This is a genomic window from Algibacillus agarilyticus, assembly GCF_003286125.1.
Taxonomy (GTDB): Bacteria; Pseudomonadota; Gammaproteobacteria; order Enterobacterales; family Alteromonadaceae; genus Algibacillus; species Algibacillus agarilyticus.
On record NZ_QMED01000034.1, the window covers coordinates 1 to 19798 of the forward strand.

Sequence of the window (19798 nt, forward strand, 5' to 3'; positions counted from 1 at the left end):
TTAGAACGACGCAGGAGCCAAAGTCGAGAGTAAGCGCTGACAATGAACCATAAAACCTGAGCGCAAAGACTATATTCACTTTAATTGATACTGACTGAAGTAATTAACTTCACTTTTATATTAATAGGCTTAAAATAGGTCACTATAAACACTCGCTATTTTTATGGATAAAATATGCCCAATAGTCATCTTCTCGATGCCGATATTTTAATTATAGGCGGCGGCATAGTCGGAGCCGCAACCGCCTTAAAATTAAAACAAACTTATCCTCAGTATTCCGTTATGCTGCTTGAGAAAGAATCACAAGTTGCAAAACATCAAACGGGTCGAAATAGCGGCGTGATCCATGCTGGCGTTTACTACCCCCCTGAAAGCCTAAAAGCACAATTCTGTCGAGCGGGTTTAAAAGCCATAAAAGCGTTTTGCATTGAGCACCATATTAAGTTTGATGAATGTGGGAAATTAATTGTCGCCACGACTGAACTTGAACTAACCCGTTTAGAAGCTCTTGCCACCCGCTGCGCGGAAAACAAGTTACATTACCAGTGGCTGAACACCCAAGAATTACATAAAGCAGAACCCAATATCACCGGCTTAGCGGCCATTTTAATCGAAGAAACGAGCATTGTAGATTATAAAGAAATAACACAATGCATGATGGATGATTTTGTCGATTGGGGGGGAAGCTATTGGCTCGACTGCAAAGTAAATAATATCTATGAAACAAGTCAAGGTGTAGAGCTCGATACCACTCAAGGCCGCTTTAAAACAAAATACCTAATATGTTGCGCGGGTATCATGGCCGATAAGTTAGCCAAACTGGCCGGTATTGAAGTTGATTTTCAGATGTTACCCTTTAGAGGTGAATATTATCGTTTAAATTCACAACATAATAATATAGTTAAACACCTGATTTATCCGGTGCCTGATCCAGAGTTACCCTTCTTAGGGATCCATTTAACAAAAATGATCGATGGCAGTGTTACTGTCGGGCCCAATGCGATTTTAGGTTGGAAACGTGAAGGCTACAATAAATTTAATTTTAGCTGGGCTGACAGTAAAGAAATTATTCAATTCAGTGGGTTTTGGCGAATATTAAAACATAATTATAAACACGCTTTTAATGAATTGATTAATTCATTGAGTAAAAGCCAATATTTACGCCAAGTTAAAAAATATTGTCCAAGCCTAAAAAAATCAGATTTAACCCCCTACCCTGTCGGTATTAGAGCACAAGCTGTCAGCTTTAAAGGTGAATTAATACATGATTTTTTATTTAAAAAAACAACACGTACTTTACATGTTTGTAACGCCCCATCACCAGCGGCTACATCAAGTATGCCAATCGCTGAGCATGTAGTTTCACAACTGGAAGATTTAATTAAAATAAATGAAGAAACTAACATTTAAGGTTTTTTTATATCAAAATTGCATGATAGAATCGCCGAAAATAAAGGGTGGTTTAATATACAAAAAGATAATAAAACACCTATAAAATCACTAACTTTTAACATAGCTAATGTAGTGTTACGAGATACATATAATTAACAAGGAAAAGGAATACAATCATGAAAAAAATAATCAGTGCTTTATTACTACCTTCAGCTTTAATGGCCGGTAGTGCAGTAGCCGCCGATTTAGACTTCAACGACATTAAAAACAAAACATATATCACGGGTGGTGCAGCCAATGTAATGTTTGATAGTGATCGAAATATGGATGATAGTCTTGCACCATTTGGTGGTCTTGGTTTTCAATTCAAACCTAAATGGGCAGCCGAGTTAAATTATTTAATGACCTCTGCTGATGTGCCACATACTAAAGGCTCAACTGAGTTTGATATCGCCTCATTATTAGGTATTTATAACTACAAGCCAGCAGGAACAGATAGTATTCAAGCACGTGCTGGTTTAGCCAAATACAACTTTGGTGGTTGGGATGCGGGTAGCGAAACAGCTTTACGCGTAGGTGTTGGTTACGATAAATACATTAAAGATAACTTAAGTGTAAACGTATTTTTAGACGCATTATACTCATTTGGTGACGGCGAAATTGATGTTATCCCTGGTATTGGTCTTAAATACTACTTTGGTGATGTAACTAAAAAATCAACCCCAGCTAAACCAGCTCCGAAGCCTGTAGCAGCAAAACCGGCTCCGGTTAAGCCAGTTGATACAGACAGAGACGGTATTGAAGATAAATTTGATAACTGTCCTAATACAGCCGCTAACATCAAAGTCGATGCAAAAGGCTGCGAGTTAGATGATGATAAAGATGGTATTGCAAACAGCCAAGATAAGTGTGCTAACACACCAATGGGCGCACAAATTGATGCAATGGGTTGTCGTGTAGTGCTAGAAGCCGCTATTAATGTCAATCTAGATGTTAAATTTGCGAATAACAGCATGGAAGTAGCACCACAGTATCATGAAGATATGGCAACAGTTGCTCAATACATGAAACGCTACCCTGATGCACAAGTAGAAATACAAGGGTATACGGATTCACGTGGTTCTGAAGCTTATAACCAAAAGCTTTCTGAAAAACGTGCTCAAGCCGTTATGCAATATATAATCAACAACTTTAACGTTAAAGGTGAGAACATTTCATCTAAAGGTTACGGCGAATCAAAACCAATTGCAGATAACATGCTTGCAGCCGGTCGTGAACAAAACCGTCGTGTTGTTGCCGTTATTAAATAATAAGTAACGACTCACGTGTAATATCTAAACCGCTCTCATTGAGCGGTTTTTTTTGCCTTATACCAATCCGTAATAATAAGTGCCCACTCAGCGAGCGTTTAAATGCGCTTAAATGAAAGAATAGTGGTGCTCTTTTGAGTTCCAGCAACACAGAGTAAGCGCATTATAACTCGCCTGAAAGGAATGCCCCAGCGGCTTTTGATCTGCGTTATCGGTATTTGAAAGGGAACAACCATTCCTGTACACCGACGCCTTGTTCAAAAACCGCTGGATGCATTCTGAGAGATCACTTATTTATATGAATTGGTATTAAATTTAGCCAAGCGGCCTATTTTTAATTGGCATAAAAAAATCCGAAGATATTCATCTTCGGATTGATTATGGGTGAACGACAAATAAACCGGTATTGGCTATTCGCCTACATCACCTTCAGCTTAAAAAGCCTGATATTAACTTAGCCTAATAACTCGGCAAGTTGTGCACTTACGGCATCTACATTTTGAGTGCCATCAATTTTGAAATATTTAGTTGAATCGTTGCTTGTTGCCATTTTTTGATAAAACTGAACTAATGGCGCTGTTTGCTCGTGATAAACACCTAAACGATGACGAACCGTTTCTTCTTTATCATCTTCACGTACCATTAATGGCTCACCCGTTTCATCATCTTGGCCTTCCACTTTAGGTGGATTATAAACTAAATGATATACACGACCTGAACCGGCGTGAACACGACGTCCTGCCATACGTTCAACAATCACGTCATCAGGCACGTCAAACTCAAGTACAACATCAACATCAATGTTGTTTTCTACCATGGCATCCGCTTGTGGAATAGTCCGTGGAAAGCCATCCAGTAAAAAACCATTTGCACAGTCTTCTTGTGCAATTCGCTCTTTAACAATACCAATAACGATATCGTCAGTGACCAATTGACCTGCATCCATCACTTTTTTAGCGGCTAAGCCCATGCCAGTACCCGCTTTAATAGCGGCTCTTAACATGTCACCTGTTGAAATTTGAGGTATCCCAAATTTCTGCATCAAAAACTGTGCTTGTGTACCTTTACCAGCGCCTGGCGCGCCCAATAAGATAATGCGCATAAAACCCTCTTGTGTAAGATTTGTATTAAAAAATAAACTGCGCACAATTTACACCTTAAGGCCTATTTTTACAAGGTTTCGACGCGATAACCAGCCAAGAGCTTAACCAATTAATTTTGTTTAGATTATAAAACAATCAACCTTAAATTTAAATTTTAAAGGCTCGCAGCCATTATGTTTAATGGCGATGAGTTCATTTTAATAAAAAATGAAAGGGTTGATAATGTTAACAATAATCATAACATTGCAAACGTAAAACATAAAAAACTGACATTAAAAAAGGGAGCATTAAGCTCCCTTTTTTCACATTATATTACGTTCAATTAATAATAAATTTAAGCAATTATTTGCTAAATAGATTTATTGAGAAACACGTAATAATAATTTATTTAGACCGGTTACAAACTGAGATGGATTTTCTAAACTGCCACGCTCAGCTAAAGTCGCTTGTTGTAATAATACATCAACCCATTCTTTGAACGACTCTTCGTCTGCTTCATCCGCAACACGTTTAATTAAAGCATGTTCAGGGTTCACTTCAAAAATGTATTTAGTTTCTGGAGCAGCTTGACCTGCCGCTTCAAGCAATTTAGCCATTTGCGTGTTCATGTCATTTTCATCAGTTGTGATAACAGCAGGCGATTCCGTTAAGCGATGTGAAATTTTCACATCTTTAACTTTGTCACCTAGCGCCGTTTTAGCACGCTCAATAAAGCTAGCAAATTCTTTTTCAGTGGCTTCATGTTCTTTCTTGGTTTCTTCATCATCTAAATCAGATAAATCAATATTAGCTTTAGCAACTGATTGGAATTGCTTACCCGCATATTCACTTAAGTGAGACATCAACCACTCATCAATGCGATCAGACATTAATAAGACTTCGATACCTTTCTTGCGGAATATTTCTAAATGCGGGCTACTTTTAGCCGCATCAAACGTATCAGCCGTAATAAAGAATAGTTTGTCTTGACCTTCTTTCATACGCTCAATGTAAGCGTCTAAACCAACAACTTGCTCATCAGTGTCAGTATTAGTAGAAGCAAAACGTAATAATTTAGCTACTTTTTCTTTATTAGCATCATCTTCAGCTGGACCTTCTTTTAAGACATTACCAAACTCTTTCCAGAAAACTTTATAATCGTCTTCTTTATTTTTAGCCATGCGCTCAAGAAGCTGTAAAACTTTTTTAGTGCTACCAGAACGAATGCTCTGCGTGACTTTATTATCTTGTAAAATCTCACGTGAAACATTTAAAGGTAAATCATTAGAGTCGATTAAGCCTTTAACAAAACGTAAGTAGTTTGGTAAGAATTTTTCAGCATCATCCATAATGAATACACGCTGAACATATAACTTGATACCATTTTTAGTGTCGCGATCCCACATGTTGAACGGAGCACGTTTAGGAATATAAAGTAAGCTAGTGTACTCAGTTTTACCTTCAACTTTACTATGAGTCCACGTTAATGGATCATCAAAGTCATGGGCGATCGTTTTATAGAACTCTTTATAATCTTCTTCTTTAATGTCTGCTTTTTCACAAGTCCAAAGTGCAGTTCCTTTATTGATAGGCTCCCACTTTGCCGGTTCTGCAGCAATTTTTTCACCCTCTGGGCCATCTTGCTCAGGCACTTCATCTTTAAACATTTGAACAGGGATATTAATATGGTCAGAATAACGCGTGATCGTAGAGCGTACTTTCCAATCATCTAAGAATTCAGCTTCATCTTCGCGTAAATGCAAAGTAATTTCAGTACCACGTTGTGGCACATTGATTTCAGCTAAGGTAAAGTCGCCTTCACCTTTTGAAGTCCATTCTACACCTTTGCTAGCATCTACACCGGCCGCGCGTGTTTTAACAACCACTTCTTCAGCAACGATAAAGGCAGAATAAAAACCAACACCAAATTGACCGATTAATTGAGAGTCTTTTGCTTGGTCGCCTGACAACTTATTAAAAAAGTCTGCCGTACCTGATTTAGCGATTGTGCCTAAATTATTAATAACATCGTCTCGAGTCATACCGATGCCGTTATCTGCAATCGTTATTGTTCGAGCTTCTTTGTTGACTGATACACGAACTCTTAAGTCAGCGTCACCTTCAAACAAATCATTATTTTCGAGGGCTTTAAAGCGTAACTTGTCGGCCGCATCAGATGCATTCGAAACTAATTCACGTAAGAATATTTCTTTGTTTGAATATAAAGAATGAATCATTAATTGAAGTAATTGCTTTACTTCAGTTTGAAAACCTAACGTTTCTTTTTGCACAGCTTCTGACATTTAAAACTATCTCCTGGATGCTATGTTGAATTAATTTAGCTTGAAAAAATAAATGGGGATGAAGAATGGGTATTCAAGTGGAAAGTGATAAAAAGTCTGTTTTTTTTTAATTAAACGGTAAATGGTCGAACATTAACCTGTTTATTAATTAAATGTGAGATGCGTTGCTCAGCAATATGAGTATCTCCAGAGCAATAAAATAAAGGGTGCGTAAAGTCAGCTTGCAGAGACAAAATCGATAATGAGTGCAACACGTTTTTAACTTGTTGTGCAACCGCCGCACCAGGTTCAATTATTTGCACAGGGTAATCAAAACACTCAGTAATCAAAGCCGATATAAACGGATAATGTGTGCACGCTAATACTATAATGCTCGGCTTTAATTTGATTAAATCGGTAAGTGTTTCCGATATTTTCTGTTTAATTTGCTCATGAGATATACCAAGCTCAATCATTTCAACCCAGCCTAAACAAGCAATCGGGTACAAGGTGGTTGAAGGGCTTTTATAAGTGTTAATAAGTAATGAGAGACGCTGACTGTTAATTGTATTTTGCGTTGCTAATATAGCCACATTGGCTTTAAATTCACCAAGTAATGCAGGCTTAACAGCCGGTTCGATGCCAATAAAAGGAATGCGGTATTTAACTCTTAATTGCTTTATGACCGCAACCGTTGCGGTATTACAGGCAACAACAATTATTTTAACACCTTGCTCAATCAAAAATTCACTTATTGCGCAGCACCGCTGCCAAAGCATATCCGCCGACTTTTCACCATAGGGTGCATATAATGAATCGGCGATATAAATACAGCTTTCGTTAGGTAACAGGCGGTTAATTTCACTTAAGAGTGATAAACCACCTACACCAGAATCAAATACACCGATAGGATAGGCAGACATTCTATTCTACTGATTATTCATGTTTAGCAAAAAAAGCCAGCATGTCATCTTCAGTCCATATCGTGACCCCTAAGCTTTGCGCTTTAGTTAATTTAGACCCTGCTTTTTCGCCCGCCACTAAACAATCTGTTTTAGCCGATACACTACCCGCGACTTTGGCACCTAAAGATTGCAATTTGGCTTTAGCATCGTTACGCCCTAAATTGTTCAATGTGCCGGTTAATACAAAGGTTTTATCGGCTAATACGAGATCTTCACTCGCGACAGGCTCAATAACGGGCCAGTTAATACCTAATGCCAATAAGTCAGTGATCACCGCTTGATTATGTGCTTCAGCAAAAAACTTGTTCAGGTGCATAGCTACTATATTGCCCACATCGGGTACTTCAAGTAATGATTCTTCTTTTGCTTGCATGATTTTATCGAGCGTTAAAAAATGCAAAGCTAAATTAAGCGCAGTAGCCTCGCCCACTTCGCGAATGCCCAAACCATAAACAAATTTTGCCAATGTTGTGCTTTTCGCTTTTTCTAGCGCTTCAATGAGTTTTGCTGCCGATTTTTGTCCCATTCGATCCATACAGGCCACATCAAAAGCATCTAAACGAAATAAATCAGCTGGTGTTTTCACCATTTTTTTATCAACTAGTGCGTCAATGAGTTTGTCACCTAACCCATCAACGTTAAGTGCCTTGCGTGAAACAAAGTGTTTTAGTGATTCTTTTAATTGAGCTTGGCAAAATAACCCCGCACCACATCGAATAACAGCCTCACCTTCAATTTGTTCTAAATCAGATGAGCAAACCGGACAACACTCAGGAAAACGTATCTCTTTTGCCGTTTCTGGCCGACGATTTAAGACTACAGAAACGATCTGCGGGATAACATCGCCAGCTCGTCGAATAACAACGCTATCGCCGACCTTAACACCTAAACGGTTAATTTCATCGGCATTATGCAAAGTCGCGTTTGAAACAGTAACACCGCCTACAAACACAGGTGCTAAGCGCGCTACAGGCGTTACGGCGCCGGTACGACCCACTTGAAATTCAACCTCTTCTAAAATAGTCATTTCTTCTTGAGCAGGAAATTTATGTGCAATTGCCCATCGCGGTGCTTTGGCGACAAATCCGAGTTTATTTTGCTCGGGCAATGAGTCAATTTTAAAAACAACACCATCGATTTCATAACTTAACGCGTTACGCTTATCGGCTATTCCTTGATAATAAGTTAAACATGCATCAATTCCTTCTACTTTCGCCACTTCGGGATTCATCGGTAAACCAAGCTGCTTTAATTGAACCATGCGACCATAATGTGAATCAGAGAGTAAATTTTCAGCGTCTTCGATATACCCAATTGAATAAGCATAAAAGGCGAGTCCTCTTGCTGCCGTAATTTTTGAATCAAGCTGACGTAAACTACCGGCAGCAGCATTGCGAGGATTGGCGAACATTTTATTACCCGCCGCTTTTTGTGCTTGGTTTAATCGTTCAAAACCATCGGTTGGTAAAAAGACTTCACCTCTTGCTTCTAATACTGATGGGTAATCTTTGTTTAATTCGCCTCTTAATTGCAATGGAATACAGCGAATTGTTTTCACGTTCTCCGTGATATCTTCACCTATTTTGCCATCACCACGCGTTGCAGCTTGTACCAATAAGCCATCTTGATACATTAACGAAACCGCTAAACCATCTAACTTAGGTTCACAACAATAGGTTAGAATTTGCTTATCCATTAACCGTTCAACATTGCGTTTATCAAATGCTTGCATATCACCTGCATTAAATGCGTTATCAAGTGATAACATCGGTAACTTGTGTTCGACTTGCGTAAACGCCTTTAAAGCAACGCCACCGACTTTTTGACTGGGTGAGTTAGGCAATATATACCCAGGGTTAGCAGCTTCTAATTCTTTAAGCGACAGTAAAAGTCTATCGTATTCAGCATCCGGGACGGTGGGTTCATCTAATACATAATATTGATGATTATATTCATTGAGTGTATTAACGAGTTCGGTAATCGATGTTTGAATAGCAAGGGTCATGTATTGTTAAACCAAAAAAAGAAATGACTAAATAATAGACTGATAATTATATTGATAAAAAATGCATGCGAATATCAAGTCTAACGTTTGGGTTATTATAACAATCTGTTAGAATTTATCGCTATAGTTAGCCAGTAAACATGAACTAAATATTTTATGTTTACCTATTTAAATTAATGGGTCAGTTGATCTTCTCGGAGTTTTTATGCCTACTTTTGATATTGTGTCTGAAATAGATGCACCTGAATTACTAAATGCTGTTAACAACAGTAAAAAAGAACTCGCTACACGTTTTGATTTTAAAGGTGTTGAATCAGACATTAAATTAAAAGATTTAGTCGTCACGATTTCAACTGAATCAGAATTTCAAATTGTCCAAATAATGGAAATTCTTGTTAAAAATTTAGTCCGTCGAAATATCGACACACATTCAATGAAACAAGATGAACAAGTTACTCACAGTGGTAAAGTCTTTAGTAAAAATTTCACCTTCGCACAAGGTATTGATCAACCTAACGCAAAAAAAATAATAAAAGTCATTAAAGATAAAAAATTAAAAGTGCAAGCGGCAATCCAAGGTGATCAATTAAGAATTACTGGAAAAAAACGTGATGACTTACAAACCGTGATCGCCACATTAAAAGCAGAATCTCTTGAATTACCACTACAGTTCAATAACTTCCGCGATTAATACTCTTCACGTACACTTAATTTATAACCTAATGAACTTTCGAGTTTAAGTAAGTTCATTATATCCACTTTACCTCCGTTACTATTTACCATTTCATTTATACCAATTCATATAAATAAGTGATCTCTCAGAATGCATCCAGCGGTTTTTGAACAAGGTGTCGGTGTACAGGAATGGTTGTTCCCTTTCAAATACCGATAACGCAGGTCAAAAGCCGCTGGGGCATTCCTTTCAGGCGAGCTTTATTAAATGCGCTTACTCTGTGTTGATCGACCTCAAAAGAGCACCATTATTCTTTCATTTAAGCGCATTTAAACGCTCGCTGAGTGGGCACTTATTATTACGGATTGGTATTATTCAAAGCCCATCATGCGAATGTGATAAAAAGCTTCTATACTTACTATTCAAGATATAGGAGTTTGCAATGGCGTTTTCTTTCCAAAATTCAAGTTTCAAAGATCCTGATACTGGCGTTTATAATCTTAATTATTTTATGGAAATACTTTTTAGAGAATGGCATCGATTAATGCGAGATAACGAGCGCTTGTCATTAGTTTTAATACACCCTTCATATAATTCCAATGAGCATGTAAACGAAGCTAAAGCAGTAGCCAGTATTCTTGACCAATCAACCTATCGTGCCAGTGATTTAGTTTCAAAATTAAATAAAGATGACTTTTTGCTTGGCTTATTTAGCCTAAATAAGCAAGGTACAGATGTTATTGTTGATCGTATTTTACAGCAATCAAATCTATTAAAAGCTAAATACGGTGTAGAAATTTGGGCAAGTGGTATTAATTTATGCCCGAATAGTCAAATTAATTTAGAACGTGTATTTGATGATTTACAAATATTGTTGAATAGCTCAGAAATTAATAATGAACAGCATTATAAAATCCAAGAATATATAGCGCATTAAGTAATTAGGTTAAAGTGAGATGCGTGCGAAGGTGATAAATACAAAAAAGGGCCAATGGCCCTTTTTTTAGATTTTTACGTTTTTGCGTTCTGCAGTATCTTTTATATACCCGAGCCAGCCAGAAGCTGAGCGTCGTGTTGATTTCTCTTTCTTAGCTGCTAATGCAATTTTATATGCATTTTTATAATCGCCGCTATAGAAATGGGCTTCGATTAAAGATAAGCGAATTTTATCAGATTTATCAGAACCTAACTCAACCGCTTTATTATAAGCAACAATTGCTTTCTTATAGTCTTCGTCCATCAACAGTAAATCGCCGATACGCTTATAATAACCAGGATCTTGAGTTTTCTCAGCCGCTAATTGATAGTACTTAGCAGACTTTTTAAACTCTTGAGATTGATGCAAGTAATTAGCTAATGACACTAAATTCTTTTCATCTTTGGCTATTATGCCTTCATTCATGTAGCGTTCTTGAATTAATGCAGCTTGATATGGAATAGCATAAGCAGCATATAATTGGGCAAGTGCAACAAAATGATTAGGCTTCTTCAAATGACCTTGCTTGTGTGCTAAATCAAATGAAGATAACGCTTTTTCGTAATCTTCGTGTAATAAATAAAATTGACCTAACTGTATCCAATAACGACCTTCTTCAGGAAAATGGCTAATGGCTTCAGAAACAACTTCAGCAGCTTCTTTATACATTTTACGTTCGTAATATGAACTCACCTTCATCATATATGGTGCAGGCTTTTGTTTTTTGTATAACGCGATAGCTCTGTCAGCTGGGTCAATAATTTTATCTAATTGCTTTAATTGGTAATACGCTTGAGACATTCTTACGTATATTTCAGGATCTTCTTTACCAGAAAATTCCATCCAATGTTTATAACCAGATAAGGCTTCTTTATGATTACCTTCTTGAAGATTTAGATCCGCAAGTAATTTAATCGCAGCTTCATGCTCATTCGGGTTTAGTACATCTAAGTCAACGGCTTCTTTCAAAAGCTTGATCGCTTTATCAGCTCCACCTTTTTGACCCGCGTACATATTACCTAATAAGCGCTTAACAAAAGCTTGATCAAACTCTTTTTTAGCCTCTATCTCTTCTAACATAGTAATCGCATCATTGATACGCTCTTCAGCGTAGGCATCAAAAGCTGCTTGAACTTTTTTACCAACTGATTGAGACATTACTTGTGTTTTGCGTTTTTCTTTCTTCTCTTCAGCAGCCACACTCGGAAATGATAAACAAATAGCTAAACTCGCTAAACCAATTCCTGTGGTAACAGCTTTAAGTGCACGAGAGAAATTCATAAATACCTCATTAATATCACTTTAAGCGGTTTGGTTTAGTCAAAACTAAACCAAACCTAGGCATAACTAAACGGTTATTAATTTGAACCTTGCATAGTGAAATCAAGCTGAACAGTTAAACCTGTTTGTTTAATGGGTTTACCATCAACAATTTTCGGCTTGTATTTCCATTTGCCTAACGCTTTTTTCGCTTCACGGTCAAAAATACGCTTTGGTTGTGCTTCAATAACGCTAACGTCGATTACATTACCAAGTTCATCTATCGAGAAACTCAGCTTAACCCAACCTTCTTTACCTTCTCTCGCTGCCTGCATAGGGTAGCGAGGTTCGATACGAACGATAGGGGCTGCATCACCGTCTTTCATTAAGTTACCGCCCAAATTACCAAGCCCCGTGTCACCAATACTCGTATCCGGTGTAGAGATATCCATATTTATACCAGTTGCATTTGGATCTGCTACATCTGGCGTAGACTTCTCCGCTTTAGGCGGTTCAGCCGGTGGTGGCGGTGGCGGTGGTGGTGTGCGCTGCCTTTCTTGAAGACCTTCTTTAGGCTGCGACATAACAATGTCGATACGCGCAGTCTTTTCGCTTTCACCTGGACCTTGTTGGTTATTGGCGATTAACTCTGCCATTAACACAAAAAGAGCAAATGTAATCGCGATACCAATGGGTATAGACAGCAACAATCGAACCATATTATTTCTCCGTTGCTACTGTAATTCTTTCAATACCAGCAGCCTTAACTTGGTCCATTACTTTCATAATTAAACCATGTTTAGATTCTTTATCGCCTTGAACAATAACAACATCAGTATTCTGTTCAGCAAGCATTTTTTCAACATTAGCGCGTACACGCTCAATATCGACTTGACGCTTATCCATCCAGATTTCACCTTTGTCATTAATAGCAATAAAGATATTAGCTTTTGGCTCTGCTTTTGAATTATTAGCCTTAGGCTTATCTACTTCAATACCTGCCTCTTTTACAAAAGACGTAGTAACAATGAAGAAAATAAGCATGATAAACACGATATCAAGCATCGGTGTCATATCAATTGCGGCATCTTCTTCTTCGTGATGACGTTTACGTGCCATAACTAAATTCTCTCTCAGTGATGTGGCAAACTATCCACTAATTTTTCAATTTCCACTTTTGCGCGAGCTTCAATTCTCGAGCTAAAGAACACCCCAGAAAGGGCCGCAACCATACCTGCCATTGTAGGTATTGTTGCCATGGAAATACCGGCTGCCATCAAACGTGGGTTACCTGTTCCCGATGTTGCCATCGAGTCGAATACGCTAATCATACCCGTAACAGTCCCAAACAGTCCGATGAGTGGACACAAAGCTACCAAGGTTTTAATCAACAAAATACGTGCTTTTAAGAGTTCAGATGCTTCTGCTATCCAAAAATCACGAATTTTATGTGCATACCATGATGTGGTGTCTTGTCTTGCATCCCAACGTGAAATCAAGTCTTGACGATATTTCGGAAATTCCAATATCAAGAACCAATAACGTTCAATCATCAAGAACCACATAATTGCGAGCACAATGAAGACGATATATAAAACATCGCCCCCAGTTGATATAAATCCCCTGACAGTTTCCCAAATGTCTATGAGGAATAACATCTTATGCTTGCTCCTTCTCCGCATGTGCAGCAACGATACCTGCACTCTGCTCTTCTAAGGTGTGAACAATTGATTTACTACGTGATGCAACGATACTATGAATAAAGATTAATGGTAATGCAGCAATTAGACCCTGAGCCGTTGTTACCAACGCCATCGAGATATTACCAGCCATAATCTTAGGGTCACCCGTACCGAATAATGTGATTGATTGGAAAGTACCAATCATACCGATTACCGTACCAAGTAGACCAAGTAAAGGTGCTATAGCAGCCAAGATTTTAATTATGTTAACACCACGTTCTATACTTGGTGTTTCACGCAAGATAGCTTCGTCTAACTTAAGTTCTAAGTTTTCAACATCAGCATCTTTATTGTCATGATAAACTTTTAAAATACGACCTAATGGGTTGTTAGTTTTAGGCGATGATGTATTTTTAAGCTGAGCTTTCATCTTAGACCCAATAATAAATAGGGTTAAGAAACGCTCTAAAGCAATTAACAAACCAAACGCTAATACACCGGTGATAACGTAACCAGGTACGCCACCTTGATGATAACGCTCTTCTAAAGTCGCTTTTTGCTTAAAGATAGTTAAAATTGCACCACGAGCCGGATCTAAATACATTGGCGTATAGCCAGATGTTAATTTAGTAAACGAACTTGCATCAGCTAATACATGAGCTTCAGGTTGACGAGCTAATGGTTGGATTTTAGGCTGACTAGCATTTTCAGTGTTATATATTAAATATTCACCGTTAGCTAATAAGTTAAACACACCAATACGAGTCACTGTTTCAGTTGTTTCTGTACCATCTAATGCGTAAACTGGCGCATCATATGTTACTACTTTACCTGATTCAGTCATTTCAGTTTGCAATGCAAACCATAACTCTTCTAACTCAACAATATTCGGTAACTCTTTTGCTTCAGCTAAAGTTGCTAAAAGCTTTGTGCGATCCGAAAATTTTGGTTGTGAGCTAACAATTGAAGTTGAAATACGGCCTAATGCTTCACCAGAAGCTTGACGAACAACACCAAACATTTCGCCTAACGTGCCTTTAGCAGACTCTAATTCAGCTTCTTTGTCGGTGATACGTTTTTCATTATCTTGGAAAGTTTGTTGTAAACGCTTTTGGCGCGCTTTCTCAGATTTAAGGTCGGCTTTTGCTTTATTTAGTAATGCTTGCTTTTGATCACGAGCAGCTTTAAATTCAGCTTCACGCTTTGCATTTATTTTAACTTCAGAAACACGATCAGATTTAACCTGATCTAAAAGTTTATCTAATGCCCCATTTGCGCTAGCAGTGAATGACATAGAAGTAAGTGCTAAAGCTGATACAGTTAATAATGTGTTAAACTTTTTCATTATTGTGCACTCTCCGCTGCGAAGATAGGTAACTTGATCAAGTCAGGAGCAACTTGTTTACGAGCCATACGAATTACTTCGCGAATTGGCTTGATATACTCATCACCTAATTTTGACCATACACGTTGGCTATTATCCCAAACCCATACATTTTTAAAATCAAGAGATTGTGCAACAAGTGCTGTACGACCTATATGTGCGATATCGACAGTTTTACCTTCAACATCACCTTGATAAGCAGCGATTAATGTACCGTAATCATTTTCGATTTGATACGCTTCAAGAACCTGACGGTAGCGTTCTGAAGTTGTGATATTAGGATTGGCCATTGCATCACGTATACGCTCTATACGTGCTAAACGGTCTTCAATCTTAAGTGGTACGTCTAGTTCAATGAATTTTTCTAACGAATCAACCATTTTGTACATTAATGGAACAAGACCTTTTTTAGTGTCTTCAATGCCATCAATCTGCTTTTGTTTTGACGCGATATGTAATTCTTGACCATCTACCAATCTTTGAACATGATTATTGTATACACGTAAGTTGTCAGTCTCATCGACGACAGTACGGTATTCAGCTAATAATTCTAAAGATTGTTCGTAAAGACGATCTACTTTTTCTTGTGATTTAACTGCAGCTTTGTGAATCTTATTTTCTTCTTTATGTAGATTCTCAAGCGGGTCAGCTGCTACAGCTGCCGTAAACGACAGCGATAAAGCGCAAGCTACTGCAGATGCAAGTTTTTTACTCTTCATCATCTTAGACACGATTCCCAATGTATAATGATTTTATTTGTAGACTATGTAAACGGCTCGTAAAACATAATCCGGAAACTTTCACAGTTTTATAACTAAAACTATATTGGATGTTCTCCGATTTAGTTTGTTATGTCAACCTAAACTCGGTCACAACCTGCAACTTGCCTGACTTTTAACCAATTTTGGTACACTAAATCAAAATTGAATCAAACATTAGAAGCAACTATAAGATTATGACAATATGCGTCACTCTGCAAAGAAATTTTCGATTAATTTTTACTAAAATAGTCTTTGTTATTAACGAATCACACACATTTTGCTCATATTTAGTGCAAAAAAAAGCGATCGCTTAAAAAACGATCGCTTTTAGTTTTTAAAAACAGGGGTTTTAAAAACTATTTTGGTATGATTTGATTGATTGAGCAGGCAGGTTTACATTTTTGCCATCGTTTCAATACCTAAAATAGTTAAACCTAACTTTAAAGCTTGTTGAGTATTATAGGCAATCATTAAACGTGAAAGCTTACTTTCTTCTGTAACATCGTCTTTTAATATCGGACAAGCTTCATAAAAACTCATAAATCCACTGGCTAATTCATATAAATATTGACATAAAATATGTGGGTAAGCTTCTTTGGTTACCATATCGAGAGTGTCTTCAAACTGTGCAAGTTTAGTTAATAATGCTTTTTCTTGTGGCTCACCGATAATAATTTGCGCCGAGACTGCATTGATATCAATCCCAGATTTATCTAAAATTGATTGCACACGCGTATAAGCATATTGAAGATAAGGCGCGGTTGCCCCTTCAAAGCTCAACATTGTTTTCCAACTAAAAATATAATCACTGGTTCGGTGTTTAGAAAGGTCAGCGAACTTAACCGCCCCTATTCCCACTTTACGGGCAATTTCTTCTCTCTCTTGCTCATCAAGATCAGTATCACGCTGAGCCAGTAAATCAGCAGCACGAACAACGGCTTCATCTAGTAGCTCAACAAGTTTAACGGTTCCGCCCGCTCTTGTTTTAAACGGTTTACCGTCTTCACCCATCATCGTACCAAATGGATGATGTTCTAATGATATCTCTGGCGTCGCAAGACTCGATTTTTTACCTATCGTAAAGACTTGTTGCATGTGCAACGATTGGCGTGCATCAATGAAATATAAACAGCGATCGGCGGCTAATTCATGACTACGATATTCAATGGCTGCTAAATCAGTTGTTGCGTATAAATAGCCACCACCTGATTTTTGCACGATAACAGGCATTGGGTTGCCTTCTTTATCAGCCATCTCATCTAAAAATACAACTTGTGCACCCTGTGATTCAACGGCTAAACCTAATTTTTGCAGTTTTTCAATAACAATAGGTAATGCATCATTATATGCACTCTCTGGCTTAATATCATCGCGGGTCAATGTTACATTTAATTTGTTATAAACATCTTCGCTGTGTTGTACTGAGATTTCGATAAACTGTTGCCATAATTCAGTACAACGCGCATCTCCGCCTTGTAATTTAACAACATAGTCACGTGCTCGTTCAGCAAAATCGGCTTCATCATCAAATCGTTTTTTGGCGTCGCGATAAAAACCTTCTAAATCAGCTAGAGCGGTACCATCAATATTACCACCAGACATGATGTCTTCTAGATGAGCGATTAACATGCCAAACTGCGTTCCCCAATCACCCATGTGATTCTGACGAATCACTTTGTGACCTTGGAACTCGAGCGCACGAGCGATTGCATCGCCAATAATTGATGAACGTAAATGACCTACATGCATTTCTTTCGCTAAGTTAGGCGATGAATAATCCACTACACAGGTTTCTGGTTTTTCAGCCATTGAAATACCCACACGTGGATCATTAACGCTAGCTTGAGACAGGGTTTCTAACCATTTTGTGCTTAAGAAAATATTAATGAAACCAGGGCCGGCTATTTCTGTTTTATCTGCAATGTCTTGCATATCAAGCTCGGCTAACACTTTAGTCGCTAATTCTCTTGGATTTGTTTTTAACGCTTTAGCCGCGCCTAATACGCCATTAGCTTGATAATCGCCAAATTGCGGTTTGTTACTTAACGCAACGTGTGGGGCATGTTCAGAAGGAATACCCGCTGCAATCATAGCCGCTTGTACTTTTTCAGATAAATATTGTTTAATTTTCATTTAATAAGCCTGCAATTAATGTTCGCGTGTTTTTAAGAACGTGATTTCGGGGTAACGTTCTATCGCCAAGTTCAAGTTAACCATGGTTGGTGCAATATAAGTTAAACTGTCACTGCCATCTAAAGCTAAGTTCACTTCTGCTTTACGTCTAAAGTCTTCGAGTTTACGTGCATCGTCACATTCAACCCAACGGGCAGTTGAAACACTAATCGCTTCATAAAGTGCATCTACGTTGTATTCACTCTTCAAACGGTGAACAACCACATCAAATTGCAGCACACCAACAGCCCCAACAATCAGGTCATTATTAGTTAAAGGTCTAAATACTTGTACTGCGCCTTCTTCTGAAAGTTGAACTAAGCCTTTTAATAGCTGTTTCTGTTTAAGTGGATCTCTCAATCGAATGCGGCGGAATAATTCAGGAGCGAAATTAGGGATGCCACTAAAGCTCATCTTTTCACCCGATGTAAAACTATCACCAATACGTATCGAACCATGATTATGCAAACCAATAATATCGCCAGGGTAAGCTTCTTCTACGGCCTCACGATCACCGGCTAGAAAAGTCAATGCGTCAGATATGCGAATATCTTTACCGGTTCGCACTTGATTCATTTTCATGCCTTTTTCATATTTGCCAGAACAAATACGTAAAAAAGCGATCCTATCGCGATGTTTTGGATCCATATTCGCTTGTATTTTAAAAACAAACCCAGAGAATTTATCTTCATTCGAATTAACAATTCGTGTATCGGTCGCTCTGGGTTGTGGGGTTGGTGCCCAATCTACAAGACCATCAAGCATATGATCGACACCAAAGTTACCAAGTGCTGTACCAAAGAATACCGGAGTCAGTTGACCAGATAAAAATAGCTCTAAATCAAACTCATGAGATGCGCCTTGCACAAGCTCCATAATTTCGCGCAACTCGGTTGCATAATCCCCTAAAACCTCATCGGCTTCTGGGTTATTAATGCCTTTAATAATCTGTTTATCCGCGATGGTATGGCCCATACTCGGTTGAAAAATAATATACTCATCTCGAAGTAAATGATAAACACCTTTAAATTCTTTACCCATACCAATCGGCCATGTAATAGGTGAGCAAGCAATGTTTAATACACTTTCAACCTCATCCATTAATTCAATGGGATCTCTGGTCTCCCGATCGAGTTTATTCATGAAGGTTACAATTGGCGTATCACGTAAGCGAGTAACTTCCATGAGTTTAATGGTTCTATCTTCTACACCTTTAGCAGAATCAATAACCATTAAACACGAATCTACCGCAGTTAATGTACGATATGTATCTTCTGAGAAATCTTCATGACCCGGCGTATCCAGTAAATTAACAAGGCAATCAGCGTAAGGAAATTGCATGACTGACGTGGTTACAGAAATACCACGTTCTTTTTCCATTTCCATCCAATCAGACTTAGCATGTTGACCTGATTTTTTACCTTTAACCGTACCCGCTTTTTGTATAGCTTGCCCGAACAATAATACCTTTTCGGTTATGGTCGTTTTACCCGCATCAGGGTGAGAAATAATCGCGAATGTTCTTCGCTTGTTCACTTCATGAACAAAAGGGCTAGTTGACATATATATAATCTATTTTGTGCCCTTGATTAATTAGAAAATATAATCAAAAGCCGATTAACAAAAAATTGTCGCGATTATACAGATAATCGACGGCTAAACCAATGAGAGTATATATAAGTTACTGCAATATCACGTGCAGCCCTGTTACCCCAAATAAACAAAAACAATTGCATCACACTTTTGATTCAAAATTCATTAAAAAATATTTAAAACAACGAAAAAAGATAAAAACAAAAGTAATAGTCAATTTGACTTTAAATTTAATTAAGGTAAATTGTTTGTTAAAGATAT

The 19798-nt window shown here is 37.9% G+C and carries 16 protein-coding genes; 4 read left to right on the forward strand and 12 right to left on the reverse strand.

Annotated elements, in window-relative coordinates; all coding sequences use genetic code 11:
- Positions 1 to 174: 174 nt before the first annotated feature.
- Both lhgD and DPX34_RS18570 read left to right on the forward strand, forming a co-directional pair.
- Positions 175 to 1410: an L-2-hydroxyglutarate dehydrogenase gene (gene lhgD, locus DPX34_RS18565; RefSeq protein ID WP_111979937.1), complete on the forward strand. Its 1236-nt coding sequence runs from the start codon at positions 175 to 177 to the stop codon at positions 1408 to 1410.
- Positions 1411 to 1568: 158 nt separating this feature from the next.
- Complete coding sequence (locus DPX34_RS18570) at positions 1569 to 2702, forward strand: OmpA family protein (RefSeq protein ID WP_111979938.1); 1134 nt, start codon at positions 1569 to 1571, stop codon at positions 2700 to 2702.
- Between the two features lie 454 nt (positions 2703 to 3156).
- Here the strand turns inward: DPX34_RS18570 and adk are convergent, their stop codons facing one another.
- From adk to ligA, 4 genes are all read right to left on the reverse strand, one after another.
- Complete coding sequence (gene adk / locus DPX34_RS18575) at positions 3157 to 3804, reverse strand: adenylate kinase (protein ID WP_111979971.1); 648 nt, start codon at positions 3802 to 3804, stop codon at positions 3157 to 3159.
- 360 nt (positions 3805 to 4164) lie between these two features.
- Entirely contained in the window at positions 4165 to 6087 is a 1923-nt protein-coding gene (gene htpG / locus DPX34_RS18580) for a molecular chaperone HtpG (RefSeq protein WP_111979939.1), read from the reverse strand.
- A gap of 110 nt (positions 6088 to 6197) precedes the next feature.
- Positions 6198 to 6989 carry a glutamate racemase gene (gene murI / locus DPX34_RS18585; protein WP_111979940.1) on the reverse strand — a complete coding sequence of 264 codons (792 nt, stop codon included), beginning with the start codon at positions 6987 to 6989 and terminating at the stop codon, positions 6198 to 6200.
- Between the two features lie 13 nt (positions 6990 to 7002).
- The gene (ligA, locus tag DPX34_RS18590; RefSeq protein WP_111979941.1) at positions 7003 to 9036 is read right to left on the reverse strand and encodes an NAD-dependent DNA ligase LigA; all 2034 of its coding nucleotides are present in this window, start codon (positions 9034 to 9036) and stop codon (positions 7003 to 7005) included.
- A gap of 205 nt (positions 9037 to 9241) precedes the next feature.
- Between ligA and DPX34_RS18595 the strand changes: the two genes are divergently transcribed.
- The gene (locus DPX34_RS18595) at positions 9242 to 9727 is read left to right on the forward strand and encodes a YajQ family cyclic di-GMP-binding protein (protein ID WP_111979942.1); all 486 of its coding nucleotides are present in this window, start codon (positions 9242 to 9244) and stop codon (positions 9725 to 9727) included.
- 424 nt (positions 9728 to 10151) lie between these two features.
- On the forward strand, positions 10152 to 10646 hold the full coding sequence (locus tag DPX34_RS18605) for a nucleotidyl cyclase domain-containing protein (RefSeq protein ID WP_111979943.1): 495 nt from the start codon (positions 10152 to 10154) through the stop codon (positions 10644 to 10646).
- Between the two features lie 66 nt (positions 10647 to 10712).
- Here the strand turns inward: DPX34_RS18605 and DPX34_RS18610 are convergent, their stop codons facing one another.
- The 8 genes from DPX34_RS18610 to prfC all read right to left on the reverse strand — a co-directional run bounded on the left by DPX34_RS18610 (position 10713) and on the right by prfC (position 19507).
- Entirely contained in the window at positions 10713 to 11966 is a 1254-nt protein-coding gene (locus tag DPX34_RS18610; RefSeq protein ID WP_111979944.1) for a tetratricopeptide repeat protein, read from the reverse strand.
- 77 nt (positions 11967 to 12043) lie between these two features.
- On the reverse strand, positions 12044 to 12664 hold the full coding sequence (locus DPX34_RS18615; protein ID WP_111979945.1) for an energy transducer TonB: 621 nt from the start codon (positions 12662 to 12664) through the stop codon (positions 12044 to 12046).
- Between the two features lies 1 nt (position 12665).
- Positions 12666 to 13064, reverse strand: coding sequence for an ExbD/TolR family protein (locus tag DPX34_RS18620; protein ID WP_111979946.1), 399 nt, complete (start codon positions 13062 to 13064; stop codon positions 12666 to 12668).
- A 14-nt stretch (positions 13065 to 13078) separates the two neighbouring features.
- On the reverse strand, positions 13079 to 13603 hold the full coding sequence (locus tag DPX34_RS18625) for a MotA/TolQ/ExbB proton channel family protein (RefSeq protein WP_111979947.1): 525 nt from the start codon (positions 13601 to 13603) through the stop codon (positions 13079 to 13081).
- A 1-nt stretch (position 13604) separates the two neighbouring features.
- The gene (locus DPX34_RS18630; protein ID WP_111979948.1) at positions 13605 to 14972 is read right to left on the reverse strand and encodes a MotA/TolQ/ExbB proton channel family protein; all 1368 of its coding nucleotides are present in this window, start codon (positions 14970 to 14972) and stop codon (positions 13605 to 13607) included.
- Positions 14972 to 15733, reverse strand: a complete 762-nt coding sequence (locus DPX34_RS18635; protein ID WP_111979949.1) for a DUF3450 domain-containing protein — start codon at positions 15731 to 15733, stop codon at positions 14972 to 14974. Before DPX34_RS18635 ends, DPX34_RS18630 begins: the two co-directional genes overlap by 1 nt.
- Positions 15734 to 16165: 432 nt before the next feature.
- The gene (gene argS, locus DPX34_RS18640) at positions 16166 to 17905 is read right to left on the reverse strand and encodes an arginine--tRNA ligase (protein ID WP_111979950.1); all 1740 of its coding nucleotides are present in this window, start codon (positions 17903 to 17905) and stop codon (positions 16166 to 16168) included.
- A 15-nt stretch (positions 17906 to 17920) separates the two neighbouring features.
- Positions 17921 to 19507 carry a peptide chain release factor 3 gene (prfC, locus tag DPX34_RS18645; protein ID WP_111979951.1) on the reverse strand — a complete coding sequence of 529 codons (1587 nt, stop codon included), beginning with the start codon at positions 19505 to 19507 and terminating at the stop codon, positions 17921 to 17923.
- Between the last annotated feature and the right edge of the window lie 291 nt (positions 19508 to 19798).

Coding starts and splice junctions, on each gene's coding strand:
- murI (WP_111979940.1), bottom strand. CDS start 6,989: ATGTCTGCCTATCCTATCGGTGTATTTGATTCTGGTGTAGGTGGTTTA.
- DPX34_RS18620 (WP_111979946.1), bottom strand. CDS start 13,064: ATGGCACGTAAACGTCATCACGAAGAAGAAGATGCCGCAATTGATATG.
- DPX34_RS18570 (WP_111979938.1), top strand. CDS start 1,569: ATGAAAAAAATAATCAGTGCTTTATTACTACCTTCAGCTTTAATGGCC.
- prfC (WP_111979951.1), bottom strand. CDS start 19,507: ATGTCAACTAGCCCTTTTGTTCATGAAGTGAACAAGCGAAGAACATTC.
- DPX34_RS18605 (WP_111979943.1), top strand. CDS start 10,152: ATGGCGTTTTCTTTCCAAAATTCAAGTTTCAAAGATCCTGATACTGGC.
- DPX34_RS18610 (WP_111979944.1), bottom strand. CDS start 11,966: ATGAATTTCTCTCGTGCACTTAAAGCTGTTACCACAGGAATTGGTTTA.
- lhgD (WP_111979937.1), top strand. CDS start 175: ATGCCCAATAGTCATCTTCTCGATGCCGATATTTTAATTATAGGCGGC.
- DPX34_RS18595 (WP_111979942.1), top strand. CDS start 9,242: ATGCCTACTTTTGATATTGTGTCTGAAATAGATGCACCTGAATTACTA.
- adk (WP_111979971.1), bottom strand. CDS start 3,804: ATGCGCATTATCTTATTGGGCGCGCCAGGCGCTGGTAAAGGTACACAA.
- DPX34_RS18615 (WP_111979945.1), bottom strand. CDS start 12,664: ATGGTTCGATTGTTGCTGTCTATACCCATTGGTATCGCGATTACATTT.
- DPX34_RS18635 (WP_111979949.1), bottom strand. CDS start 15,733: ATGATGAAGAGTAAAAAACTTGCATCTGCAGTAGCTTGCGCTTTATCG.
- htpG (WP_111979939.1), bottom strand. CDS start 6,087: ATGTCAGAAGCTGTGCAAAAAGAAACGTTAGGTTTTCAAACTGAAGTA.
- DPX34_RS18625 (WP_111979947.1), bottom strand. CDS start 13,603: ATGTTATTCCTCATAGACATTTGGGAAACTGTCAGGGGATTTATATCA.
- DPX34_RS18630 (WP_111979948.1), bottom strand. CDS start 14,972: ATGAAAAAGTTTAACACATTATTAACTGTATCAGCTTTAGCACTTACT.
- argS (WP_111979950.1), bottom strand. CDS start 17,905: ATGAAAATTAAACAATATTTATCTGAAAAAGTACAAGCGGCTATGATT.
- ligA (WP_111979941.1), bottom strand. CDS start 9,036: ATGACCCTTGCTATTCAAACATCGATTACCGAACTCGTTAATACACTC.